Genomic DNA, 23858 nt, shown 5'->3' with positions numbered 1-23858 from the left:
AGGCGTCGTCTGAAAACGCTTGGTAAAGGCAAAGTTTTATATATGAAAACAGGTGTTCTTGATGGTGGAAACTATGGAGTAAACCTTGTGGGGTATCCATGGTTGAATAGATTGGATATGTCGTCGCTTGCTGCTTTAAGTAGTTAAAATAACGAATGAAATGCCTCCGGTGCGAGAGGAGCATTACGTCCCATGCGCCAGGGTAAAACGGGCAGGCAGACCGTTTCGGTCTCGACAAGGCTCAGCCCGCAACCACTGCCATATCGCCACATTAGGCTTTTGAATCCAATCGATATTCTGTAGCCTTGCGCAGCTTCACCGTGCTTGATGAACACAATCACTTCGTCCGGCGGTACCCTCAAGGGGGCCAGAGCCGGTGGTACACTCGACTTTCGCGCAACTGCGCCTGCAGGTCTTGCGAACATGACGCAAATTTCCGAACGCCTTTTGGTTCAAGCCCACCTCGACGCCAAGCAACCCAGGGTGCTCAGTGCTGATGAGGAAGCGGGTTTACGTTCCGCCATTGCTGCCGAGCTCAAGGCTCAAGACGCGGTGCTGGTGGCTCACTTCTACTGTGATCCGGCGATTCAGGCCTTGGCTGAAGAAACCGGCGGTTGTGTCTCCGACTCCCTGGAAATGGCTCGCTTTGGCGCGGCGCACCCGGCCAAGACCGTATTGGTGGCCGGTGTACGCTTCATGGGCGAGACTGCGAAAATCCTCACCCCCGAAAAACGCATCCTGATGCCTACCCTGGAAGCCACCTGCTCCCTAGACCTGGGTTGCCCGGTGGATGAGTTTTCCGCTTTTTGCGATCAGCACCCCGAGCGCACCGTGGTGGTCTACGCCAACACGTCGGCAGCGGTGAAAGCCCGTGCCGACTGGGTAGTGACCTCCAGCTGCGCCCTGGAAATCGTCGAGAGCCTGATGGACAACGGCGAGACCATCATCTGGGGCCCGGACAAACACCTGGGCACCTACATTCAGCGTCAGACCGGCGCCGACATGTTGCTGTGGGACGGTGCCTGCATTGTCCACGAAGAGTTCAAGTCCAAGCAGTTGGAAGACATGAAGGCGCTGTACCCGGACGCCGCCATTCTGGTGCACCCGGAATCGCCAACGTCGGTGATCGAGTTGGCCGACGCCGTGGGTTCTACCAGCCAATTGATTGCCGCCGCGCAGCGCCTGCCGAACAAGACTTTTATCGTTGCCACTGACCGCGGGATCTTCTACAAGATGCAGCAGTTGTGTCCGGACAAGGTCTTTATCGAAGCGCCAACGGCTGGCAACGGAGCCGCATGCCGCAGTTGCGCGCATTGCCCGTGGATGGCGATGAATACGCTGGAGCGTACCTTGCAGTGCCTGCGTGAAGGGGCCAACGAGATCTTCGTCGAGCCGTCCTTGATTCCCCATGCAGTGCGCCCGCTCAAGCGGATGCTGGACTTCACCCAGGCCGCACGCCTGAAGCTGGCCGGCAACGCCTGAAGTATTTTGATCGTTCCCACGCTCCGCGTGGAAACGATCAAACGATCAATTACTTGGTTTTCTTCGGGATCCGCACCAACTGTGTGTCCGAATAGATGTCATGCCAGGCCCGTTTCTGCTTGTCGAACAGCGACCAGATAAACCCCAGCCCCACACACAGCCACGAAGCAATCGACACCACAAACCGCAGCAACGCCTGCCACAGGCTGATCCGCGAGCCGTCGGCGTTCTGCACCCGTACCCCCCATACCTGCATGCCCAGAGTCTGGCCGGAATGGGTCCAGAATTTGGCGAAGAAGCCGAACAGCACAAAAAACAGAATCGTCGACAGCAATGGATCACCGTCCAGGGCGCCGGACTCGGAGAGCGTACGCATTTTGGCTTCGCCGACAAACCCGATCCACACCAGTTTGTAGATAAACGACGTGACGATCAGCAGGGCGGTGCACAACAGGAAGTCATAGAACATCGCTGCCAGACGACGGCCCAGGCCAACGGCGGGGAAATCGCCCAGGGGGCTCAGCAGGTGTTTCGACATGGCAGGGCTCTCTGGAAGAAAAAAGCCATTTTACGGAATAACGCACATAAAAAAGCCTCTGATGTCACCATCAGAGGCTTTTTGTCGCAGAAGGGGTTCAGCCCTCTGCTTGTACTTCGTCTGCTTGCATGCCTTTCTGGCCTTGCACGGCGATGAAGGTCACTTTCTGGCCTTCTTTCAGGCTCTTGAAGCCGTTGCCCTGAATGGCGCGGAAATGGACGAACAGATCCGGACCGCTTTCTGGAGTGATAAAACCAAACCCTTTCTCGTCGTTAAACCACTTGACGGTACCGCTCTGACGATCAGACATTTTCTTCTTTCCTTTGACGCAAAAATTAATGACAGCCCCTTTCACATGAAAGAGCACTGGGCTGGATTGCAGGAAAGTAAGAGACGTCGAACGGGTGTAGCAAACTTTGGCTACTGCCCAGGTCCAGGTTCCAAGCGACCCATGCAAACACAGTGGGCAAACTCTACGCCAACTAAGAGAGAAAAAACAAGCCCTGCGCAAGCTACGGATTTACTCGGGTTTATGCCAGTTTGGCCAACAGTTGGGATTTTCCTTATTCGATAGACGTGATCACTTGTTATTGGTTGCCCTGCATAACGTTGTCTATCGGTAGTGCACTGTTTTATGGCGGTTGCGTTACAGATTAGTGCATCTCGTCGCAACCACGTTACTTATAGAAACAGTCAATCAACCACGGTAGTAACGTTGTGGCACGAATGGCATTTTACTTACACGTAGAGGCACCTTTTTCCCACGTACCAACGCTGAAACCTCGCTATCCAACGCGACGAATGCACTGTCGAGGTAACCCATTGCCAGCGGGCCACCAAGGTTAGGGCCGAAGCCACCGCTGCACACGCTACCGATCACGGTGCCTTGTTCGTCGACGATTTCTGCTCCTTCGCGTACCGGCGTGCGCTCTTGTGGCAGCAGGCCTACACGCTTGCGGCTGACGCCAGTTTGCTGCTGGGTGAAGATCCGGTCGGCGCCCGGGAAGCCGCCCGCGCGCGCGCCGTCAGCGCGGCGTACCTTGGAAATGGCCCACAGCAGGCTGGCTTCAATGGGCGTGGTTTCGGTGTTCATGTCATGGCCGTAGAGGCACAGGCCCGCTTCCAGGCGCAGGGAGTCGCGGGCGCCCAGGCCAATGGCCTGCACTTCGGTCTCGGCCAGCAGGCTGCGCGCTAGGCTTTCAGCATTGGCGGCCGGTACCGAGATTTCGAAACCGTCTTCGCCCGTATAGCCGGAGCGGCTGACGTAGCAGTCCACACCCAGCAAGCGTAACGGGGCAAATTGCATGAAGGTCATCTTCGTCACTTCAGGTGCCAGGCGCGCCAGCACCTTCACCGCCGCCGGGCCTTGCAGGGCGAGCAGGGCGCGCTCTTCGAACAATGGCTCGATGGTGCACTGCTCGCCAATGTGCTGGCGCAGATGAGCCAGGTCCTGGTCCTTGCAGGCGGCGTTGACCACCAGGAACAGCTCATCATTACCCAGGTTGGCCACCATCAGGTCGTCGAGGATGCCGCCCTGGTCATTGGTGAACATGGCGTAGCGCTGCATGCCCACTGGCAGGTCGAGGATGTCTACGGGCACCAGGGTTTCCAGGGCCTTGGCAGCGTTGGCGCCGGTCAGGCGGATCTGGCCCATGTGGGACACATCGAACAACCCGGCCTGTTCACGGGTGTGCAGGTGTTCCTTCATTACGCCCAGCGGGTACTGCACCGGCATGTCGTAGCCGGCAAAAGGCACCATGCGCGCGCCCAGTTCGAGGTGCAGTGCGTGCAGTGGGGTTTTCAACAGGGTTTCGGTGGACATAATTCAGCTCCTGAAAGACGTGCGGACGCGATTAAACGCATCAGCACTCGATAATGTTGACCGCCAAACCGCCACGGGCGGTTTCCTTGTATTTGCTTTTCATGTCGGCGCCAGTCTGGCGCATGGTGCGGATGACTTTGTCGAGCGAGACGAAGTGTTGCCCATCGCCGCGCAAAGCCATGCGCACCGCATTGATCGCCTTGACCGAGCCCATGGCGTTGCGCTCGATGCAGGGCACCTGCACCAGCCCGCCAATGGGGTCGCAGGTCAGGCCGAGGTTGTGCTCCATGCCGATCTCGGCGGCGTTTTCCACCTGGGAGACCGTACCACCGAGCACTTCGCACAAGGCACCGGCGGCCATGGAGCAGGCCACGCCGACTTCACCCTGACAGCCGACTTCGGCGCCGGAGATCGAGGCATTTTCCTTGTAGAGGATGCCAATCGCGGCGCCAGTGAGCAGAAAACGCACCACGCCGTCTTCGTTCGCTCCCGGGATAAAACGCATGTAGTAATGCAACACTGCCGGAATAATTCCGGCCGCTCCGTTGGTGGGGGCCGTGACGACGCGCCCGCCATTGGCGTTCTCTTCGTTGACTGCCAGGGCATACAGGTTGACCCAATCGAGCACCGATAACGGGTCACGCAATGACGATTCCGGGTTCTTGCACAACTGGCGATGCAGCGCCGCCGCTCGCCGCTTGACCTTCAGGCCTCCGGGCAAAATACCTTCGTTGCGACAACCCGCCTCCACGCAGTCCTGCATCACCTGCCAGATGTTCAACAGGCCGCTGCGGGTTTCTGCCTCCGGGCGCCAGGCACTTTCGTTGGTCAGCATTACCTGGCTGATGGACAACCCATAGGTGGTGCAATGGCTGAGCAGGTCCTTGGCGCTTTTGAAGGGGAAGGTCAAGGGGGTCACGTCTTCGACGATCCGGTCAGCGCCGGCTGCGTCCTCATCCACCACAAAACCACCGCCGACCGAGTAGTACTCGCGGCTGCGAACCTGCAGGCCGGCAGCGTCAAAGGCCCGGAAGATCATGCCGTTGGGGTGATACGGCAGGGGTTTTCGGATCATCGCCAGGTGTTCTTTCTCAGCGAACGCAATGCGGTGCTCTCCGAGCAGGTTCAAGCGGCCATTGCTGCGAATGTCCGATAAACGCGCAGCAACGGTTTCAGTATCCACGGTGTCCGGATGTTCGCCTTCCAGTCCTAGCAGCACGGCCTTGTCGCTGCCGTGGCCTTTGCCGGTGGCGCCAAGCGAGCCGTAGAGCTCGACCTTGACGCAGGTGATGGCGCTCAGCAGGTTGTCACGCTTGAGGCCTTCGACGAAACGCGCCGCTGCACGCATCGGGCCGACGGTGTGGGAACTGGAAGGGCCGATGCCAATCTTGAACAGGTCGAACACGCTAAGAGACATGCTTGGGCTCCGGTTTCTTGTTATTGGATACCCCGATTCCCTGTAGGAGCGAGCAAACTCGCGAAAAACCTGAGGGCTCTGCGTTCATCCTGAATGGCCGCGGCGCTCTCTGGTTCTTCGCGAGCAAGCTCGCTCCTACAAGGTCAGGGCCGTTATGCGTAACTCTCGATTGACGGGCACGCACACACCAGGTTGCGATCGCCAAACACGTTGTCGACCCGGCCAACCGGTGGCCAGTATTTACCTTCGATCAACGAGGCTACCGGGTACACGGCCTGTTCACGGCTGTACGGGTGTGTCCACTCGCCCACCAGTTCCGCTGCAGTGTGCGGCGCGTTTTTCAGCGGGTTGTCGTCCTTGTCCAGCGAGCCACTTTCCACTGCGCGGATTTCTTCGCGAATGGCGATCATCGCGTCGCAGAAGCGGTCCAGTTCTACCCTGGATTCGCTTTCGGTCGGCTCGATCATCAAGGTGCCAGCTACCGGGAACGACATGGTCGGGGCGTGGAAACCGAAGTCGATCAGGCGCTTGGCCACGTCATCGACGCTGATGCCGCTGCTGTCTTTCAACGGCCGCAGGTCGAGGATGCATTCATGAGCCACCAGGCCGTTGCTGCCGGTGTACAGCACGGGATAGTGCTCTTCCAGGCGACGGGAAATGTAGTTGGCATTCAGGATCGCCAGTTGCGAGGCGCGCTTGAGGCCCGCGCCGCCCATCATGCTGATGTACATCCAGGTGATCGGCAGGATGCTCGCGCTACCGAACGGTGCCGCGCACACCGCGCCTTCCTTGCGCTCCATGGCCGCATGGCCTGGCAGGAACGGCGTCAGGTGGGACTTGACGCCAATCGGGCCAACGCCCGGGCCGCCACCGCCGTGGGGAATGCAGAAGGTTTTGTGCAGGTTGAGGTGGGACACATCGCCACCGAACTTGCCGGGTGCACAGAGACCGACCATGGCGTTCATATTGGCGCCGTCGATGTAAACCTGGCCGCCGTTGTCATGGATGATCCCGCAGATTTCGCGGATGCCTTCTTCGAACACGCCGTGGGTCGACGGGTAGGTGATCATCAGCGCGGCGAGGTGTTCGCGATGCTCGATGGCCTTGGCGCGCAGGTCTTCAATGTCGACGTTGCCACGGGCATCGCACGCGGTGACCACTACGCGCATGCCAGCCATGTTGGCGGTGGCCGGGTTGGTACCGTGGGCCGAGGAAGGGATCAGGCAGATGTCGCGGCGCTCTTCGCCACGGCTCTGATGATAGGCACGGATTGCCAACAGGCCTGCGTATTCGCCCTGGGAACCGGCGTTCGGTTGCAGGGAGATGGCGTCGTAACCGGTGGCAGCGCAGAGCATCGCTTCCAATTCATCGGTCAATTGCTGGTAGCCAGCGCTTTGGGCGGCCGGGGCGAACGGGTGCAGGGCGCCAAACTCGGCCCAGGTCACCGGGATCATTTCGCTGGCGGCGTTGAGCTTCATGGTGCAGGAACCGAGCGGGATCATGGTGCGATCCAGGGCCAGGTCCTTGTCGGCCAGCTTGCGCAGGTAGCGCATCAGCTCGGTTTCCGAGTGATAACGGTTGAACACCGGGTGGCTGAGGATCGGCGACTGGCGCAGCAGTGCAGCGGGCAGGGTGCCTTCAACTTTAGCGGCCAATGCGGCGAAGTCTGGCAGTGCCTTGCCGCCGGCGAACACGCTCCACAGGGCTTCGATATCGGCTTGCAAGGTGGTTTCATCCACCGACAGGCCGAGGCGTTCGCCATCGACTACACGCAGGTTGATGCGCTGGGCGCGGGCCTGGTCGTGCAGGGCGGCGGTTTGCGCGCCGGTTTTAATCGTCAGGGTGTCGAAGAAGTTCTCTTGTTCAACCTTCAGGCCCAGTGCGCTCAAGCCTTTGGCAAGGATCGCGGTCAGGTGATGGATGCGCTGGGCGATCTGGGTCAGGCCTTTGGGGCCGTGGTACACGGCATACATGCTGGCGATGTTGGCCAACAGTACCTGGGCGGTGCAGATGTTGCTGGTGGCCTTCTCGCGGCGGATATGTTGCTCGCGGGTCTGCATGGCCAGGCGCAGGGCCGGCTTGCCGAAACGGTCGACGGAAACACCGACCAGACGGCCCGGCATGTCGCGCTTGAACGCATCTTTGGTGGAGAAGTACGCCGCGTGCGGGCCACCGAAGCCCAGCGGTACGCCGAAGCGTTGCGCGCTGCCGATGGCTACGTCGGCACCGAACTCACCCGGTGGGGCCAGCAGGGTCAGTGCCAGCAAGTCAGCGGCTACCGCTACCAACGCGTTGGCGGCGTGGAAGCGTTCGGTCAATGCGCGATAGTCGAACACATCGCCATTGCTGGCCGGGTATTGCAGCAGCGCACCGAAGAACGGGCTGGCGTCGGTCAGTTCGCGTTCGTCGCCCACCACCACTTCGATGCCCAGAGGCTCGGCACGGGTGCGCAGCACGTCGAGGGTTTGCGGATGGCTGTGGACAGAGGCGAAAAAGGCGTTGCTGCTTTTGTTCTTGCTCAAGCGCTTGCAGAAGGTCATGGCTTCGGCGGCGGCGGTGGCTTCGTCCAGCAAGGATGCGTTGGCGATCGGCAGGCCGGTGAGGTCGCTGATCAGGGTCTGGAAATTCAGCAACGCTTCCAGGCGGCCTTGGGAAATTTCTGGCTGGTACGGAGTGTAGGCGGTGTACCAGGCCGGGTTTTCCAGGAGGTTACGCAGGATCGGCGACGGCGTGTGGCAGTTGTAGTAGCCCTGGCCGATGTAGGTCTTGAACAGTTGGTTCTTGCTGGCGATGGCCTTGATCGCGGTCAGGGCCTGGGCTTCGCTCAGGCCATCTTCCAGGCCGAGGACGCTGGTGCCCTTGATGCTTTCCGGGATCACGCTGGCGCTCAGGGCTTGCAGGGAGTCAAAGCCCAGGCTTGCGAGCATTTGTTGCTCGTCGTCCTGGCGCGGGCCGATGTGGCGGGCGATGAATTCGTTGGCAGTGGTCAGATTAACGGTCATGGCGCGCTCCTCAAGCTTCGGCGTTGGCTTTGATCAGGCGGTCGTACGCATCCTGATCCAACAGTTTAGCCACTGCATCGGCATCAGCCGGTTTAAAGCGGAAGAACCAACCTTCGCCCATCGGGTCTTCGTTGACCAGTTCCGGGCTGTCGCTCAACTTTTCGTTCACTTCCAGCACTTCGCCGGTGAGGGGCATATACACGCCGCTGGCCGCCTTGACCGATTCCACAGTGGAGGCTTCTGCACCCTTGTCGTAGGACTGCAACTCAGGCAGTTGCACGAAAACCACATCACCCAGCGCATTCTGCGCGAAAGCGGTAATGCCCACGGTAACGCTGCCGTCGGCTTCGGCGCGCAGCCATTCGTGATCTTCAGTAAAGCGCAACTCGCTCATGGAAACTCCTCAGGGCCAGAATCGTCTGGTGGGCGGGATTGGAATAATGAGGAGTTACTTAGCAAAAACACGGCCAATGTTTTTTAATCGATATAAATCAATCGATTACGGGATATCGATAAATCAACATGGCTTTCGGGTGTAGCGATATCGATACAGGCGAGGGCGTGAAAAAAAGCCTATGAGGATCAAAGCCTTGCATGGCGCATGCAACAAGGATGTGTAGTGATATCGTTCCGCTGTAGCGCTTTCAGTACAGCTACAGGTCGTTTTTGTCGCGCTTTTTTGTAGGCGCGAGCTTGCTCGCGAAGGTCGTTAACGATGACGCGGAAAACCTGGATAACGTGAGGAACTCCAGTTTTCGCGAGCAAGAACGAGGCGTCCCTCGCTCCTGCAGGGGGAGTATCAAGGTTTGTTGGGGATGCCGTACTTGCGCAGGCGATGAGCGATGGCGGTGTGGGAGGTTTGCAAGCGGCTGGCCAGTTGTCGGGTCGAGGGATAGCTGGCGTAGAGTTTCTCCAGCAACCCGCGCTCAAAATCTTCCACCGCTTGCTCCAGGCTGTCGACCTCACCATCACTCTGGCGCGCCACCGAGGTGCCGGCAATGTCCAGGTCGCCAATGTCCACCAGGCTGCTTTCGCAAATAGCGGCGGCGCGGAAGATCACGTTCTGCAGTTGTCGCACATTGCCCGGCCAGCGGTTACCCAGCAGCGCCGGGTAAGTGCCGGGTGCCAGGCGGCAGACCGGGCGCTGGATCTGCGCGCAGGCCTGCTGCATGAAATAGCGTGCCAACATCAGGATGTCCTGGCCCCGTTCGCGCAGGGGCGGGACATCGACGTTGAGTACGTTCAGGCGGTAGAACAGGTCTTCGCGAAAGGTGCCCTCGCTGACCATCTTTTCCAGGTCGCGGTGAGTGGCACTGAGGATACGCACATTGACCTTGACCTCACGGTCGCCGCCCACCCGGCGAAAGCTGCCGTCATTGAGAAAACGCAGCAACTTGGCCTGCAGATACGGCGACATCTCGCCGATCTCGTCGAGAAACACCGTGCCCTGGTTGGCCAGTTCCATCAGCCCCGGCTTGCCGCCGCGCTGGGCGCCGGTGAAGGCGCCGGGTGCGTAACCGAACAGCTCACTCTCGGCCAGGTTCTCCGGCAGCGCAGCGCAATTGAGGGCGAGAAAGGGGGCGCTGTGCCGCGCGCTGATGGCGTGGCAGGCCCGGGCCACGAGTTCCTTGCCGGTGCCGGTTTCGCCTTGGATCAATAGCGGTGCGTCGAGGGCTGCCACTCGCTGGGCACGGGCCTTGAGGGTACGAATCGCCGGGGACTCACCCAACAGCGCATCGAAGCCTTCGGCATGGTCATGGTGCAGCGCCGATAACCGTTCACCGAGGCGGTTGGGTTGGTACAGGGTCAGCAGGGCACCGGCATCGGTAATGGGCGTGGCGTCCAGTAACAGGGTTTGGCCATTGACGCTGATTTCCCGTAGGGGTAGGCGAAAGCCTTGCTCCAGCAAGGCCTCCAGCAATGTCGGGTCATCAAACAGCTCGGCGATGCTTTCTCCGGCGGGTTCGCGGCCGTACAGGGCGATCAAGGCCGGATTGGCCAGCAGGATCTTGCCGGCACTGTCCAGGGCCAGTACCGGGTCGGTCATGGCGGCCAGCAGGGCGTCGAGTTGCAGGTGTCGGCGTTGGCCGGGGAGGATATCCACCACCGTCACCGCCTGTACGCCTTGCACACTGAACAGCGCGTCCCGCAATTCTTCCAGGACTTCGGCGCTCAGTGTCGGTGCGTCGATGTAGACGTTGGGCGGTACCATTTCCACCGCATCCAGGTTGAGATTGCGCCCACCGAGCAGGGCCAGGACTTCCTGGGTAATGCCGACGCGGTCGATGAAGCTGACGTGGATACGCATGGGGTGGATAACGGTTCTGGTAAGCGGGAGGTGGCAAGTATGCCTTGGAGGAGGGCAGAGGTGAAATCTGACGGGTATTGATCGTTCCCATGCGTGGGAACGATCGACGATCAAAACCAGGTTATTCCAGGTGTTCGGGTTTGACCGGATCCCCCGGTTTCACATCCAGTTGATGGCGCACATCCTCGAACATCAGGTCGTACTGCTTGTGCATCGAGCCGTTCAACACGGCAATCTTCGGCATGCCGTACTTCTGCGCGATCTTCATGGCCTGCCGGGCGAAGTCGAAGGCCTGGTCCTTGGGCAGGAAGAACTCTTCCTTGAGGTCCTTGCCCTGCACCGAGCCCTGCATCTTGAACAGCATCCCTTTGCCTTCATGGGGGTCCTGGCTGACTTCGTAGTCGATGCACAGGTTGTAGCTGTAGTCGTCCTTGGTCAGCGCGTGGCGCTCGATGTGCAGGTGTCCGGGTTCAAACGTGGCCATGGGCGTTTCTCCTTCAAAGGCATGGGAGAAAGGGCAGGCGCAGCGCCTGCCCCAACGAGCGTGCTACAGGTAAGTGATGCCGGGTTTTGCCGTGCTGATACGTGTGCCGGCGCTGCCCCGGACGATGGCTTCGATGTCCGAGAGTGAACCGATCACTGCGGTTTTGCCAGTCTGGCGGGCGAACTCGCACGCTGCCTGGACCTTGGGTCCCATGGAGCCGGCGGCGAAGCCCAGTTTTTCCATTTCGTCGGGATGGGCCTGGCCGATGGCTTTCTGGGTGGGTTTGCCGAAGTCGATAAAGGCCGCGTTGACGTCGGTGGCAATCACCAGTAAATCGGCGCCTAACTGCTCGGCCAATAGCGACGAGCAAAGATCCTTGTCGATTACTGCTTCAATGCCTTTGAGTTTGCCGTTTTCGCCATACATCGTCGGGATTCCGCCACCGCCGGCGCAGATGACGATGCTGCCTTTCTCCAGCAGCCAGGTGATCGGGCGGATTTCAAAAATGCGCTTGGGGCGGGGGCTGGCGACCACACGACGATACTTGTCGCCATCGGGGGCGATGGCCCAGTCGTTTTCGGCGGCCAGTTTTTCAGCCTCGGCTTTTGAATAGACCGGGCCGATGGGTTTGGAGGGGGACTGGAACGCAGGGTCCCTGGCATCCACTTCCACCTGGGTCAGCAGGGTGGCGAATGGCACCTCGAAGTCCAGCAGGTTGCCCAGTTCCTGTTCGATGATGTAGCCGATCATGCCTTCGGTTTCAGCCCCCAACACATCCAGCGGGTAAGGCGAGACCTGGGTGTAAGCCGCCGCCTGCAGCGACAGCAGGCCCACTTGCGGGCCATTGCCGTGGGCGATGACCAGTTGGTTGCCACGGTGGATCTTGGCGATTTGTTCAGTGGCGATTCGGATGTTGGCGCGCTGGTTGTCCGCCGTCATGGGTTCACCACGGCGGAGCAGGGCGTTACCGCCCAGTGCAACTACGATACGCATCAGAGTGTCCTTCTAGAATTCGTGATTTCACGATTCCTTGTAGGAGCGAGCTTGCTCGCGATGGAGGTCAACGATAACGCGTGCATTTTGAATGGACGCGGTGTCCTTGAGTTCTTCGCGAGCAAGCTCGCTCCTACAGTGGGTTGTGCCGACGGTTAGATATCCGCCAACGCTGACACTAGAATCGCCTTGATGGTATGCATGCGGTTTTCCGCCTGCTCAAAGGCGATGTTGGCTGGCGACTCGAACACTTCTTCGGTCACTTCCACGCCATTGGCCAGGTTTGGATACCGCGCGGCGATATCCTTGCCGACCTTGGTCTCGCTGTTATGGAACGCTGGCAAGCAGTGCATGAACTTCACTCGAGGGTTGCCCGAGGTCTTCATCATCTTGGCGTTGACCTGGTACGGCAGCAGTTGCTCGATGCGTTCGTCCCATGCCTCCACCGGCTCACCCATGGACACCCAGATATCGGTGTGGATGAAGTCCACGCCCTTGACGGCCTCGGCAGGGTCTTCGGTGATGGTGATGCGTGCGCCGCTTTCCTCGGCAAAGGCCTGGCATTGCTTGATGAAGTCATCATGGGGCCACAGGGCTTTTGGCGCGCCAATGCGCACGTCCATGCCCAGCTTGGCACCGATCATCAGCAACGAATTGCCCATGTTGTAGCGCGCGTCGCCCAGGTACGCGTAGCTGATCTCATGCAGTGGCTTGTCGCTGTGTTCGCGCATGGTCAGGGTGTCGGCGATCATTTGGGTCGGGTGGAATTCAGCGGTCAGGCCGTTGAACACCGGCACACCGGCGAACTTGGCCAGTTCCTCGACGATTTCCTGCTCGAAGCCACGGTACTCGATGGCATCGAACATCCGGCCGAGAACGCGGGCGGTGTCTTTCATGCTCTCTTTGTGGCCGATCTGCGATGACACCGGGTCGATGTAGGTGACGTGAGCGCCCTGGTCATGGGCTGCTACTTCGAACGCGCAGCGGGTGCGGGTCGAGGTTTTTTCGAAGATCAGCGCGATGTTCTTGCCTTGCAGGTGCGGACGCTCGGTGCCGGTGTATTTGGCGCGCTTGAGGTCGCGGGACAGGTCCAGCAGGTAGTGCAACTCGCGGGTGGTGTGGTGCATCAGCGACAGCAGGCTGCGGTTGCGCATATTAAAAGCCATGGTGGATCTCCTCAGGTGTAGGTTATCCCCTTGGCCGGCGCTGGGTAAGCGCCAGCCAAGACCAATAGGTTAGTAGTCGATAGGGTCGCGAATGATCGGGCAGGTCATGCAGTGACCACCGCCGCGACCCCGGCCGAGTTCGCTGGCGCTGATGGTGATGACTTCCACACCAGCCTTGCGCAGCAGGGTGTTGGTGTAGGTGTTGCGGTCGTAACCGATCACCACGCCCGGTTCCACGGCCACCACGTTGTTACCGTCATCCCACTGCTCACGCTCGGCGGCGAAGCTGTTGCCGCCGGTCTCGACGACGCGCAAGGTTTTCAGGTTCAGTGCGGCGGCTACGGTGTCGAGAAAATTTGAGTCTTCGCGACGCACGTCGATGCCGCCGGGTTTGCTCTCGTCAGGGCGTAGGCTGAAGGCGACGATCTGGTTGACCACTTCCGGGAATATGGTGACGAGGTCGCGGTCGCAGAAGCTGAACACCGTGTCCAGGTGCATGGCGGCGCGGGATTTCGGCAAGCCGGCGACGATCACGCGCTCCACTGCCTTGTGCTTGAACAGGTTCAGCGCCAACTGGCCGATAGCCTGGCGGGACGAGCGCTCGCCCATACCGATCAACACTACACCGTTACCGATGGGCATTACGTCGCCGCCCTCCAGCGTGGCGTTGCCGTGTTCCTGGTCCGGGTCGCCGTACCAGATCTGGAAGTCGGCGTTGGTGAACTCGGGGTGGAATCTGTAGATGGCGCTGGCTAGCAAGGTTTCCTGGCGCCGCGCCGGCCAGTGCATTGGGTTGAGCGTCACGCCGCCGTAGATCCAGCAGGTGGTGTCGCGGGTGAATTGGGTGTTGGGCAGCGGCGGCAGAATGAAGCTGGAGTGGCCGAGAAAGTCACGGAACATCTCGATGGTCTTGCCACCGAAGCTATCAGGTAAGTCATCGGCAGAAACGCCACCGATCAGGAACTCGGCGACCTTGCGCGGCTCCAGGCTGCGCAGCCACGAACCGACTTCGTTGACCAGGCCCAGGCCCACCTGGTTGGCGGTGATCTTGCGCTCAAGGATCCAGTCCAGCGCTTCGGGGATGGCGACGATGTCGGTCAACAGGTTGTGCATTTCCAGCACATCGATATCCCGCTCGCGCATCTTGGTCACGAAGTCGAAATGGTCACGCTTGGCCTGAGCCACCCAGAGCACGTCATCGAACAGCAGTTCATCGCAGTTGTTGGGGGTCAGCCGCTGGTGGGCCAAACCTGGGGAGCACACCATGACTTTGCGCAGTTTTCCGGCTTCGGAATGTACGCCGTACTTAACTTTTTCCGTGGTCATTACAGATCCTCCAGTGAGCAAAAACTACAGAGTCAGGAAACCGTCGTAGAGCCCATAGGCCGCCACCAGGGCGCCAATGACCACGGCGGCGAAAATCAACTTCTCGACGTGAGTGAAAATCGGTTTGCCCAGTTCTCGCTTGGCCTTGGCGAACAGGATCGCGCCGGGGGCATAGAGCAGGGCAGACAACAGCAGGTATTTGATTCCGCCGGCATACAGCAGCCAGACCGCGTAGATCAGTGCGACGGCGCCGATGAACAGGTCCTTCTTGCGTTCGGCCAGGGCGTTTTCGTAGCTCTCTCCGCGCACCGCCAGCAGCAGTGCATAGGCCGCCGACCACAGGTAAGGCACCAGAATCATCGAGGTGGCGAGGTAGATCAGCGACAGGTAGGTGCTGGCGGAGAACAGGGTAATCACCAGGAAAATCTGCACCATGGCATTGGTCAGCCACAGGGCGTTGACCGGCACGTGGTTGGCGTTTTCCCGGCGCAAAAAAACTGGCATGGTGTGGTCCTTGGCGGCGGCGAACATGATCTCCGCGCACAGCAACACCCACGACAGCAGTGCGCCCAACAAGGAAATGATCAAGCCGACACTGATCAGCACCGCTCCCCAGTGGCCTACCACGTGCTCCAGCACGGCGGCCATCGACGGGTTCTGCAGCTTGGCCAATTCCGGCTGGGTCATGATCCCCAGGGACAGCACGTTCACCAGCATCAGAAACAGCAGCACGGTGATAAAGCCGATCACGGTGGCCTTGCCGACGTCGGAGCGTTTTTCGGCACGGGACGAAAAGATGCTCGCGCCCTCGATGCCGATGAATACCCAGACGGTGACCAGCATCATGTTGCGCACCTGGTTCATCACGCTCCCCAGGTCCGGGTTCTTGATACCCCAGATATCGGCGGTGAAGATCTCCAGTTTGAAGGCAAATACTGCGATCAACACGAACAGCACCAGCGGCACTACCTTGGCGACGGTGGTCACCAGGTTGATGAATGCGGCTTCCTTGATCCCGCGCAGTACCAGGAAATGTACGGCCCACAGCAGTACCGAGGCGCCGATCACCGCGGCCGGGGTATTACCTTCGCCGAAGATCGGAAAGAAGTAACCCAGGGTGCTGAACAGCAGTACGAAGTAACCGACGTTGCCCAACCAGGCACTGATCCAGTAACCCCAGGCGGACGAGAAGCCCATGTAGTCGCCAAATCCGGCCTTGGCATAAGCGTAAACCCCACCGTCCAGGTCCGGCTTGCGATTGGCTAGGGTCTGGAACACAAAAGCCAGGGTCAGCATGCCGATAGCGGTAATTACCCAGCCAATTAACACCGCGCCGACATCGGCACTGGCGGCCATGTTTTGTGGAAGTGAGAAGATCCCGCCACCAATCATTGATCCCACGACAAGTGCAACCAACGCACCCAGTCGAAGTTTTCCGCAAGATTCAGTCATTGCATGACTCCAATGCAGGAGAAGAGAGGCCACAGAATAAAACCGTGCACAAATCAAACAACTGACTCAGATCACTTCATTGGAACATTCCGTTGTGGATTAATCACTTATGATGAAAAGCCGCAGGCGATACGATGCCACTAAGAATGGCTTGCCAGAGCCTTCTACTAAATTAAATGACAGCGCTTCTCATGTGCGTGGACGTTTGACGCTAGCCTGTTTTCCTGGAAGTGCAAACCTTTTTAGCGGGGATTGTTAAATAGCCAGCAGTCGGAAAACTTCAATACCTAACTAAAATTCTTAATTTGCCTAAACTCTATTTATTGACATGCCTTTAAGTTATGAAACGTTGTTTTTTATTCGCTATATCTAATAAAGCGCTGGCTCACTTCATCCATCCGGTGAGTGCAAAGTCGTATGGCCGTTTTCATTGTCTGGAGTAACCCATGTCGCACCCCACGCAAAAACTTCGACTCAACGCATTGATTGCGCTGGTAGTGGGGTCGATGATCGGTGGCGGAATCTTCTCATTGCCGCAGAACATGGCGGCGCGGGCGGAGGTCGGTGCGGTGTTGATCGGCTGGGTAATTACCGCTGTCGGCATGCTGGCCCTGGCTTTTGTGTTCCAGACCCTGGCCAATCGCAAACCTGAACTGGACTCCGGCGTGTATGCCTATGCCAAGGCTGGTTTTGGAGACTACATGGGTTTCTCGTCCGCCTGGGGTTACTGGATCAGTGCCTGGATGGGCAACGTCGGTTACTTCGTGCTGTTGTTCAGCACGCTGGGCTATTTCTTTCCGGTGTTCGGCCAGGGCAATACGCCCATTGCCATTGGCTGCGCCTCGCTGTTGCTGTGGGCGGTGCATTTCCTGGTGCTGCGTGGGATCAAGGAGGCCGCGTTCATCAACCAGATCACCACCGTGGCGAAGGTGGTGCCGTTGCTGATGTTTATTGTCATCGCCGCGGTGGCGTTCAAGGCCGATATTTTCACTCGCGATATCTGGGGACTAAACAACCCGGATTTGGGCAGCGTGGTGGATCAGGTGCGCAACATGATGCTAGTCACGGTGTTTGTGTTTATCGGTATCGAGGGGGCCAGTGTCTATTCGGCGCGGGCCGAGAACCGCTCGGACGTGGGCCGCGCCACGGTGATTGGTTTTGTCGGGGTGCTGGCTCTGCTAATCCTGGTGAACGTGTTGTCCCTGGGGATCATGAGCCAACCTACACTTGCCACCTTGCAGAACCCATCCCTGGCGGGCGTAATGGAGCATATCGTCGGTCCCTGGGGCGCGGTATTGATCAGTATCGGCTTGGCGGTTTCCCTGCTCGGTGCGCTGCTGTCCTGGGCGCTGCTTTGTGCAGAAATCCTCTATGCCACTGCACAGGACAAGACCATGCCGGCGTTCCTGAAAAAGGAAAATATCAATCATGTACCGGTCAATGCGTTGTGGCTGACCAATGTGATGATCCAGGTTTTCCTGGTGATCACCCTGTTCTCGGCCAGCACCTACACCACGCTGATCTACCTCGCGTCGTCGATGATTCTGGTGCCTTACCTGTGGTCGGCAGCCTATGCGGTGTTGTTGAGCGGGCGCGGTGAAACCTATGAAGGCGCTCATCATGCGCGCATGAAAGACCTGCTAGTGGGGCTGATCGCCCTGGGGTATGCGGTCTGGCTGCTCTACGCCGGTGGATTGAAGTACTTGCTGTTGTCGGCTCTGTTGTATGCGCCAGGAGTGATTCTGTTTGCCCTGGCCAAACGGGAGCAGGGCCAGCCCTTGTTTACTCCTGTTGAAAAAGGCATTTTCGGCTGCTTGATTGCTGGCGCGGGCTTGGCGGCGTATGGGCTGTACAGTGGGGTGTTGTCGTTATGAAGCTGCGGTTGGCGTATCAAGGGCCCTACGACTGGGACGTAATGCTGGGTTTTTTGTCGGCGCGGGCGATCAGCGGGTTGGAGACGGTGGCGGCGGGTGTGTATACGCGCAGCATCAGTGTCGATGGGCTGCATGGCTGGATCTGCGTTGAGCCGGGCGAGGGGGATTGGCTTGAGGTGACGGTCGACTTCCCTGAACCGGATGCCTTGCCGGAGATTGTCCGGCGTCTGCGCGCGATGTTTGATCTCGATGCTGATCTGCAGGCAATCAATCAGCAACTGGCGAGCGACCCCTTGATGGCGCGGCTGGTGGCGGCGCGTCCGGGATTGCGGGTGCCTGGCACCTGGGACGGCCTGGAAGTGGCGATTCGGGCGGTACTGGGACAGCAGATTACGGTGGTTGCGGCGATTCGTTTGGCGGGCAAGCTGGTTGCGCAATACGGCTGGCCGTTGGAAACGCCACACCTTGGCGTGACTCATGTTTTCCCCATACCCGAAGTGTTAGCGGCGGCAAACCTGGCAACCCTCGGTATGCCGAAAGCCCGTGGGCGAACTTTGTCGGGGGTGGCCCAGGCGTTGTTGGATGACCCTCAGCTGTTTCAGCCCAAGGCCAGCCTCAAGGAAGGCGTGGCACGGTTGGTGGCCTTGCCGGGGATCGGTGACTGGACCGCGCAATACATCGCCATGCGCCAGATGCGTGAGCCGGATGCGTTTGCGTCGGGGGATATCGGCTTGATCAATGCGTTGGCAGCATTGGAAGGCGGCCCCGTGAGCGCGCGCCAGTTGCTGGCGCGGGCCGAGGCCTGGCGGCCGCTGCGGGCCTATGCGGCGCAGCATTTGTGGAGTTCCCTGTAGGAGCGAGCTTGCTCGCGAAGGTCGTGAACGATGACGCGGGAAGCCTGACACCCAGCGGCGCTCTCGGGTTTTTCGCTCGCAAGTATTCAAGTCACCACTGGGGGCGATGCGAGCCTAACTCTCCCGCCGGCAAATCCCACTGCAACGGCGTGCCGCTGATGGTCAGCGGTGCCAGCAATCGGTGAGCGGGGCCCCAGGCCGTTTGCTCCACCACCAAGCCCTGATCCGCAGGCTCTTCGGCTCGCAGCGCCGGTTGCTCGGTGCCTTGTCCGGCGTCCACCAGCAGCTTCGCCGTGCGCGCCAATGACAACTGCGCCGACCCGCCACGTCCTGACCTCAGGCGCTCACTCAATGCCTGAATCGCACTGGCCGCCATCAGGTAGCCGGTGGCATGGTCCAGCGCCTGTAATGGCAGCGGCACTGGTTTTTCCGCCTGTTTGCACTGCATGCCCGCGTGGGCAATGCCGCAGCTCATCTGCACCAGGCTGTCGAAGCCCCGGCGATTGCGCCACGGGCCGCTCCAGCCATAAGCGTTGAGGCTGACGTCGATCAGTCCCGGCGCCAGAAGCTGCAATTGGGCCTGTGCGTAGCCCAGTTGCTCCAGCGCATCGGCGCGGTAGCCATGCAACAGAATATCGGCCTGTTTGAGCAGGCCTTCGAAAATCTGCCGGTCGCCTGGGCTTTTCAGGTCCAGGCGGGCGCAGCGTTTGCCCAAGGTCATTTCCGGTACCACGCCCGCTTCGTTCCAGTCGGGGGCGTCGATACGCATTACATCGGCGCCTAATCCTGCGAGGAAACGGCTGGCCACCGGGCCAGCCAATACGCGGGTCAGGTCCAGTACCTTAATGCCCGCCAAGGGGCGTGCCACTGAGCCAAGCCAAGCTTTTTTGCTGACTGCATTGCTGGCCCGGCATTGGATCAGTGGTTCCTGATTGACCGCCATACCCTGTGGATGGGCTTGCCAGTCTTGCCACGAACGCATCTGCGCCGCGCAGCCGCCTTCGTCGACAATTGCCTGTTCCAGTTCGGCCGCGTTCCATTGGGCAACCTTGAGTGCCATCGTCTCACGCTCGGCGGCCTGGCCCAGCACTCGCTCGGCGGCGGCACGGTGGTGAGGTGCGTTGGTGTGCAGGCGAATCCAGCCGTCTGCGCTGGCGTAATCCCCGGCGACCGGGTCCCACAGCGGCGGTACGGTCCAGCCGACGGGACGCAGCGAGGTAGAGAACCAGAACGAGGCCAGGCGCTGGTCTACGCAGATCGTGGGCAAACGCCCGGTTTGCTGGTGCAACAGGTAGGCGACGGCTTGGCCGGCGGCGCCGATACTGGCGCCGGCCAGTTCGGTCACGGCAAAGGTCGAGGGCAGGGCGCCGGCCCCAGTGAAGGTTGGTGGGGTACATGGCAGAGCGAGTGCTGTTTGGATGCAAGTGAGCAGGTCAGTCATCAAAGGCCCTCCTTGAGAGAAGGGCCAGCATAGAACATCCCCTAGGGTTGTACCGCAACTCCTGGCTCCAACGGCAAGTCGAGGCTGGCGATAAACCCGCCTTCGGGGTGATTAGCCAGGGTCAGGCTACCGCCATGGCGTTCAGCGGCGCGTCGGGCAATGGCCAGGCCCAAGCCATGGCCTTGTGTGGTTTGCCCGGGAGCACGGTAAAACGGCTCGCCCAGTAGGCTCAAGTGCTCGGCACTAACGCCAGGGCCGTGGTCTCGTACGCTGATCACAATGCGTTCGTCCAGGTGTTGGGCGTGCATTTCAATCGGTAGCCCGGGTGGGTTGAAGCGTTGGGCATTGCGCAGCAGGTTGTCCAAGGCTCGCTCGATCATGGTTGGCCAGCCCTTGAGCTGTAGCACCGCTTGCGCTTGAAGCTGTATGGGTTGGTCCGGCGCGCCGAGCAGGGCATCTTTTTGCAGGTTCTTGAGCAACGGGTTGAGCTCGATGTTTTCAGCGCTGGCGTTATCCGCATCGACACGGGCCAGCACCAGGATCTCGCTGATCAAGGCTTCCAGGCGGTCGCATTCGCGGGTCAGGCGCGGCCAGAGTTTTTCCCGCGCTTGGGGCGTGGCGCGTTCGGCCAAGGCCAGGGCAACACGCAAGCGGGCCAGGGGCGAGCGCAGCTCATGGGACACGTCCCGCAACAACTGGCGCTGGCTGCCGATCAGGCTTTGCAGGCGCGCGCCCATGCGGTTGAAGTCAGTAGCCAGCACGCCGAATTCATCACGGCGGTTGGCCAATTGCGCCAGGCTGTTTTGCTGGTAGGTGGCCTGGCCAAGGTCATGCACCGCGCCGCGCAGGCGGCTGAGAGGGCGGGTGATGGACAGTGTCACCAACAGGCTGAACAGGGTCAGCACTACCAAAGCAATCACCAGTGCACTGAAGGGCCACAGCAGGCTGCTGCGGTGCCAGGCATCCAGCTCCGGATGGGGAATGCGATAGATCAGCAGGTAGGTGTCGCCGGTTTTTGCGCTGGTGTATTCAGCGGTCAGCCGGCGCCAGGGCAAGTGGCGGTCCTGGCTGTCGTTCTGCCGGGCTTCAAAGGCGGCGGCCCGGCGCGGGAAGGTGCCGCGCACCACCGGCTCGCCGCTTTCGTTAAGCACTTGCACGTCGATGTGGTACTGGCGCTTGCGCTGTTGCAGCAAGTCCTGGGCTGCGTCCTCGCCCTGGGCATCGTAGAGTTGGGTCCATTCTTCGGCCAGATTATTGAGACCGGGGTGGCGACTGAGAATCCAGGCGTCCTGGTTGAGCATGTGCCCAAGCAGGATCGATAACCCGGCAACCAGGGCGATGGCCAGCCAGAAACTGGCAAGGATGCGCCAGAACAATGAACGCACAGGAAACCCTCTAACAGGAAAAGCCCAGCGACACGAGCCACTGGGCTGGGGAGTTAACGTTCGATCATTATTGCGCTTTTTGCGTCTGTTGCGCTTTCCAGGCCTGGAATTCCTTCCACTCGGCACGGCGCTCGGCGCGTTTTTTCACGATCTCGTCGAATTTCTTCTGTTGATCGGGTTTCAGCACGGCGCGGATATCGGCCTGGGTTTTCTTCTTGGCGGCGGCCTTTTCGTCTTGCATGGCTTTCTGGTCAGCGGCCGGGAGTTTGTCCAGGTACTTCCTGACCAGTTCTTTGTTGCCGTGCATTTCCTCGCCCATTAACTTGCCGATCTGCTGGCGCTGTTCGCGGCTTAAATCAAGCTGGCTGAAAGTGCCGCCCTTGCCACGCATGCCGTGTTCACCGCCGTGGCCGGGGCCACCCATCATGTGGCCTTCATGCCCACCCATCGGGCCTGAGCCTTCTGGCATGGCCATGGCAACGGTAGGCAGGGCAGCAGCGAACATCAGAGCGATCAGGGTCTTGCGCATGGTGTTTCTCCTTGTCTCGATTCCGGTGAGTCCGGATGTGAGTAGATTAAGGAGATCAAGGTCAGCGGCGGTCAGGGAAGGGTAAAGCTTGGGTAAAGACGATTTTGGCGGGGGCTTACAAAACTCGGGAACTGCCGCTGTCGAGGTACGAGGCGCGATGGGTTGTAGCCGCTGTCGAGGTACGAGGCTGCGATGGGTTGCGAAGCGACCCCCGAGGGCAGTCCTGCGGACACGCATCGCAACCTCGTACCTCGACAGCCGCTACAGGAGATATCAGAGGCTGTAATAGTAGCCACGGCTACGCAACGCAACGATTCGCGGCCGCCCATCCGGGTGCGGGCCGATCTTTTTGCGCAGGTTGCTGACGTGCATGTCCAGGCTGCGGTCATAAAGGGTGAGCTTGCGGCCCAGGGCGATTTGCGCCAGTTCCTGTTTGTCCAGCGGTTCGCCGGGTTGACGCAGCAGGGCTTCGAGCAGGCGGCTTTCGGAGACGGTGAGGGTAAACTCCTGTTCGTCGATGCTAACCACGCCGCGCACCGGGCTGAAACACAGGTCGCCCAGTTCCAGCTGGGTCGACACGGCGGCCGGATGGCTGCGGCGCAATACGGCACGTAAACGGGCGGTCAGCTCACGCGGGTCGCAGGGTTTGGCCAGGTAATCGTCGGCACCCAGTTCCAGGCCGAGGATCCGGTCCAGGGGTTCGCCTCGGGCCGAGAGCATCAGCACCGGCAGTTCCGGGTGATCGTTGCGCAATTGCTTGAGCAACTCCAGGCCGCTGCCATCGGGCAGCATCACGTCGAGCACGACGGCAGCGGGTGCTGCCTCGGCCAACGCCTTGCGTGCGCTCACGCCGTCATGGCAAGCGCGTACCTGGAAGCCTTCCTGGCTCAACCAACTGTTCAGCAGCTCGCAGAGCTCCTGGTCATCATCTATCAGTAACAGCTCGCTCATGACTCACTCAATTTAGCCATTGTCGACGGCGCCGGTGGCGGCCACTGGCGAAGATACCGCATAGCAGGGCGATCAGCGCGACGCCTGCACCTGTCACAAACCATTGCTGCTGCTCGGTCAGCCAGCGTGACAACGCACCGCCCTGCGCCTCTTTGAGTTGCTGGGCCAGGCGTTGGTTCTCCTGGTGCAGTCGGTTCAATTGAGCGCTTTCCCGAACCGCATCGGCTTCTTTCAATTTGGTGCCTTGCAATTGCTTGTTCAATTCGTCACGCAGGCGTTCGCTTTCCTTCAAGCGTTGCTGCAACTCGGTGACCTGGCTGCCGGCACTCAAGGACAGGGGCGTGGAACTGCCGGTGTTCGAGGTTTCTTCAGCGTGGGCGGTTGCCCCGATCATTAACACTGCCAACAGACACAACTGACTTAAGCGCATCGGAACTCCTGATTCCAATCGATTGTTCAGCACGTTGTCGGCAGCTTACCGAGAATGATGAGCGATAGGAGTACGCCGAACCCGATAGGTTCGGCGTAGCCAGGTCAAGGCAGGACTTGCTTGAACGGTTTGATGACCACGTCGGCGTAAACGCCAGCGGCCACATAGGGGTCGGCCTTGGCCCAGGCTTGAGCTGCTTCGAGGGAGGCAAACTCGGCGACGATCAGGCTGCCACTGAAACCGGCATCTCCCGGATCATTGCTGTCGATAGCCGGGTGAGGACCCGCGAGCACCACGCGCCCTTCGGCTTGCAGCTGTTTCAGGCGCTCGACGTGAGCCGGGCGCGCGGCCAGGCGTTTCTCCAACGAGTGGGCAACATCGGTAGCAATGATGGCGTAGAGCAT

21 protein-coding genes are annotated in these 23858 nt (G+C 59.9%); 3 read left to right on the top strand and 18 right to left on the bottom strand.

Going from position 1 to position 23858, the window contains the following annotated elements:
* Positions 1-423: 423 nt before the first annotated feature.
* Positions 424-1482, top strand: coding sequence for a quinolinate synthase NadA (nadA, locus tag GIR22_RS24045; protein WP_154745766.1), 1059 nt, complete (start codon positions 424-426; stop codon positions 1480-1482).
* 49 nt (positions 1483-1531) lie between these two features.
* Here the strand turns inward: nadA and GIR22_RS24040 are convergent, their stop codons facing one another.
* From GIR22_RS24040 to arcD (GIR22_RS23985), 12 genes are all read right to left on the bottom strand, one after another.
* Positions 1532-2020 (bottom strand): RDD family protein, encoded by a 489-nt coding sequence (locus tag GIR22_RS24040; RefSeq protein ID WP_154745765.1) that lies wholly within the window; start codon positions 2018-2020, stop codon positions 1532-1534.
* 97 nt (positions 2021-2117) lie between these two features.
* Complete coding sequence (locus tag GIR22_RS24035) at positions 2118-2330, bottom strand: cold-shock protein (RefSeq protein ID WP_154745764.1); 213 nt, start codon at positions 2328-2330, stop codon at positions 2118-2120.
* A 387-nt stretch (positions 2331-2717) separates the two neighbouring features.
* Entirely contained in the window at positions 2718-3842 is a 1125-nt protein-coding gene (gene gcvT / locus GIR22_RS24030) for a glycine cleavage system aminomethyltransferase GcvT (protein ID WP_154745763.1), read from the bottom strand.
* A 40-nt stretch (positions 3843-3882) separates the two neighbouring features.
* On the bottom strand, positions 3883-5259 hold the full coding sequence (locus GIR22_RS24025; RefSeq protein WP_154745762.1) for an L-serine ammonia-lyase: 1377 nt from the start codon (positions 5257-5259) through the stop codon (positions 3883-3885).
* 152 nt (positions 5260-5411) lie between these two features.
* On the bottom strand, positions 5412-8261 hold the full coding sequence (gcvP, locus tag GIR22_RS24020) for an aminomethyl-transferring glycine dehydrogenase (protein ID WP_154745761.1): 2850 nt from the start codon (positions 8259-8261) through the stop codon (positions 5412-5414).
* Between the two features lie 10 nt (positions 8262-8271).
* Complete coding sequence (gene gcvH, locus GIR22_RS24015; protein WP_154745760.1) at positions 8272-8655, bottom strand: glycine cleavage system protein GcvH; 384 nt, start codon at positions 8653-8655, stop codon at positions 8272-8274.
* 405 nt (positions 8656-9060) lie between these two features.
* Positions 9061-10569: a sigma-54-dependent transcriptional regulator gene (locus GIR22_RS24010; RefSeq protein ID WP_154745759.1), complete on the bottom strand. Its 1509-nt coding sequence runs from the start codon at positions 10567-10569 to the stop codon at positions 9061-9063.
* Between the two features lie 121 nt (positions 10570-10690).
* Positions 10691-11053 (bottom strand): DUF5064 family protein, encoded by a 363-nt coding sequence (locus GIR22_RS24005; RefSeq protein ID WP_154745758.1) that lies wholly within the window; start codon positions 11051-11053, stop codon positions 10691-10693.
* A 63-nt stretch (positions 11054-11116) separates the two neighbouring features.
* Positions 11117-12046: a carbamate kinase gene (arcC, locus tag GIR22_RS24000; protein ID WP_154745757.1), complete on the bottom strand. Its 930-nt coding sequence runs from the start codon at positions 12044-12046 to the stop codon at positions 11117-11119.
* A gap of 155 nt (positions 12047-12201) precedes the next feature.
* A complete protein-coding gene (locus tag GIR22_RS23995; RefSeq protein WP_154745756.1) occupies positions 12202-13212 on the bottom strand; it encodes an ornithine carbamoyltransferase in 1011 nt (336 codons plus the stop codon).
* Between the two features lie 69 nt (positions 13213-13281).
* Positions 13282-14538 carry an arginine deiminase gene (arcA, locus tag GIR22_RS23990; RefSeq protein WP_154745755.1) on the bottom strand — a complete coding sequence of 419 codons (1257 nt, stop codon included), beginning with the start codon at positions 14536-14538 and terminating at the stop codon, positions 13282-13284.
* A 24-nt stretch (positions 14539-14562) separates the two neighbouring features.
* The gene (arcD, locus tag GIR22_RS23985; RefSeq protein WP_154745754.1) at positions 14563-15990 is read right to left on the bottom strand and encodes an arginine-ornithine antiporter; all 1428 of its coding nucleotides are present in this window, start codon (positions 15988-15990) and stop codon (positions 14563-14565) included.
* Between the two features lie 446 nt (positions 15991-16436).
* Here arcD (GIR22_RS23985) and arcD (GIR22_RS23980) point away from each other — a divergent pair, with 446 nt between their 5' ends.
* Together arcD (GIR22_RS23980) and GIR22_RS23975 are read left to right on the top strand one after the other, a co-directional pair.
* Entirely contained in the window at positions 16437-17864 is a 1428-nt protein-coding gene (gene arcD / locus GIR22_RS23980) for an arginine-ornithine antiporter (RefSeq protein ID WP_154745753.1), read from the top strand.
* A gap of 2 nt (positions 17865-17866) precedes the next feature.
* Complete coding sequence (locus tag GIR22_RS23975) at positions 17867-18718, top strand: DNA-3-methyladenine glycosylase family protein (protein WP_154745770.1); 852 nt, start codon at positions 17867-17869, stop codon at positions 18716-18718.
* Between the two features lie 91 nt (positions 18719-18809).
* Here the strand turns inward: GIR22_RS23975 and GIR22_RS23970 are convergent, their stop codons facing one another.
* The 6 genes from GIR22_RS23970 to GIR22_RS23945 form a co-directional block, all read right to left on the bottom strand.
* Positions 18810-20159, bottom strand: a complete 1350-nt coding sequence (locus tag GIR22_RS23970; RefSeq protein WP_154745752.1) for a CoA transferase — start codon at positions 20157-20159, stop codon at positions 18810-18812.
* A 41-nt stretch (positions 20160-20200) separates the two neighbouring features.
* A complete protein-coding gene (locus GIR22_RS23965; protein WP_178122446.1) occupies positions 20201-21544 on the bottom strand; it encodes an ATP-binding protein in 1344 nt (447 codons plus the stop codon).
* A gap of 67 nt (positions 21545-21611) precedes the next feature.
* Positions 21612-22073 (bottom strand): LTXXQ domain protein, encoded by a 462-nt coding sequence (locus tag GIR22_RS23960; RefSeq protein ID WP_154745751.1) that lies wholly within the window; start codon positions 22071-22073, stop codon positions 21612-21614.
* Between the two features lie 273 nt (positions 22074-22346).
* The gene (locus tag GIR22_RS23955; protein WP_154745750.1) at positions 22347-23024 is read right to left on the bottom strand and encodes a response regulator transcription factor; all 678 of its coding nucleotides are present in this window, start codon (positions 23022-23024) and stop codon (positions 22347-22349) included.
* 7 nt (positions 23025-23031) lie between these two features.
* Positions 23032-23454, bottom strand: a complete 423-nt coding sequence (locus GIR22_RS23950) for an SH3 domain-containing protein (protein WP_154745749.1) — start codon at positions 23452-23454, stop codon at positions 23032-23034.
* Between the two features lie 104 nt (positions 23455-23558).
* A complete protein-coding gene (locus tag GIR22_RS23945; RefSeq protein ID WP_154745748.1) occupies positions 23559-23858 on the bottom strand; it encodes a YciI family protein in 300 nt (99 codons plus the stop codon).

The sequence above is a fragment of the Pseudomonas karstica genome, assembly GCF_009707515.1.
Taxonomy (GTDB): domain Bacteria; phylum Pseudomonadota; class Gammaproteobacteria; order Pseudomonadales; family Pseudomonadaceae; genus Aquipseudomonas; species Aquipseudomonas karstica.
The sequence above is the reverse complement of the archived record's forward strand: the minus strand, read 5'-3'. Positions and strand labels throughout refer to the sequence as shown.

Coding starts and splice junctions, on each gene's coding strand:
- nadA (WP_154745766.1), top strand. CDS start 424: ATGACGCAAATTTCCGAACGCCTTTTGGTTCAAGCCCACCTCGACGCC.
- GIR22_RS24040 (WP_154745765.1), bottom strand. CDS start 2,020: ATGTCGAAACACCTGCTGAGCCCCCTGGGCGATTTCCCCGCCGTTGGC.
- GIR22_RS24035 (WP_154745764.1), bottom strand. CDS start 2,330: ATGTCTGATCGTCAGAGCGGTACCGTCAAGTGGTTTAACGACGAGAAA.
- gcvT (WP_154745763.1), bottom strand. CDS start 3,842: ATGTCCACCGAAACCCTGTTGAAAACCCCACTGCACGCACTGCACCTC.
- GIR22_RS24025 (WP_154745762.1), bottom strand. CDS start 5,259: ATGTCTCTTAGCGTGTTCGACCTGTTCAAGATTGGCATCGGCCCTTCC.
- gcvP (WP_154745761.1), bottom strand. CDS start 8,261: ATGACCGTTAATCTGACCACTGCCAACGAATTCATCGCCCGCCACATC.
- gcvH (WP_154745760.1), bottom strand. CDS start 8,655: ATGAGCGAGTTGCGCTTTACTGAAGATCACGAATGGCTGCGCGCCGAA.
- GIR22_RS24010 (WP_154745759.1), bottom strand. CDS start 10,569: ATGCGTATCCACGTCAGCTTCATCGACCGCGTCGGCATTACCCAGGAA.
- GIR22_RS24005 (WP_154745758.1), bottom strand. CDS start 11,053: ATGGCCACGTTTGAACCCGGACACCTGCACATCGAGCGCCACGCGCTG.
- arcC (WP_154745757.1), bottom strand. CDS start 12,046: ATGCGTATCGTAGTTGCACTGGGCGGTAACGCCCTGCTCCGCCGTGGT.
- GIR22_RS23995 (WP_154745756.1), bottom strand. CDS start 13,212: ATGGCTTTTAATATGCGCAACCGCAGCCTGCTGTCGCTGATGCACCAC.
- arcA (WP_154745755.1), bottom strand. CDS start 14,538: ATGACCACGGAAAAAGTTAAGTACGGCGTACATTCCGAAGCCGGAAAA.
- arcD (WP_154745754.1), bottom strand. CDS start 15,990: ATGACTGAATCTTGCGGAAAACTTCGACTGGGTGCGTTGGTTGCACTT.
- arcD (WP_154745753.1), top strand. CDS start 16,437: ATGTCGCACCCCACGCAAAAACTTCGACTCAACGCATTGATTGCGCTG.
- GIR22_RS23970 (WP_154745752.1), bottom strand. CDS start 20,159: ATGACTGACCTGCTCACTTGCATCCAAACAGCACTCGCTCTGCCATGT.
- GIR22_RS23960 (WP_154745751.1), bottom strand. CDS start 22,073: ATGCGCAAGACCCTGATCGCTCTGATGTTCGCTGCTGCCCTGCCTACC.
- GIR22_RS23955 (WP_154745750.1), bottom strand. CDS start 23,024: ATGAGCGAGCTGTTACTGATAGATGATGACCAGGAGCTCTGCGAGCTG.
- GIR22_RS23950 (WP_154745749.1), bottom strand. CDS start 23,454: ATGCGCTTAAGTCAGTTGTGTCTGTTGGCAGTGTTAATGATCGGGGCA.
- GIR22_RS23945 (WP_154745748.1), bottom strand. CDS start 23,858: ATGCTCTACGCCATCATTGCTACCGATGTTGCCCACTCGTTGGAGAAA.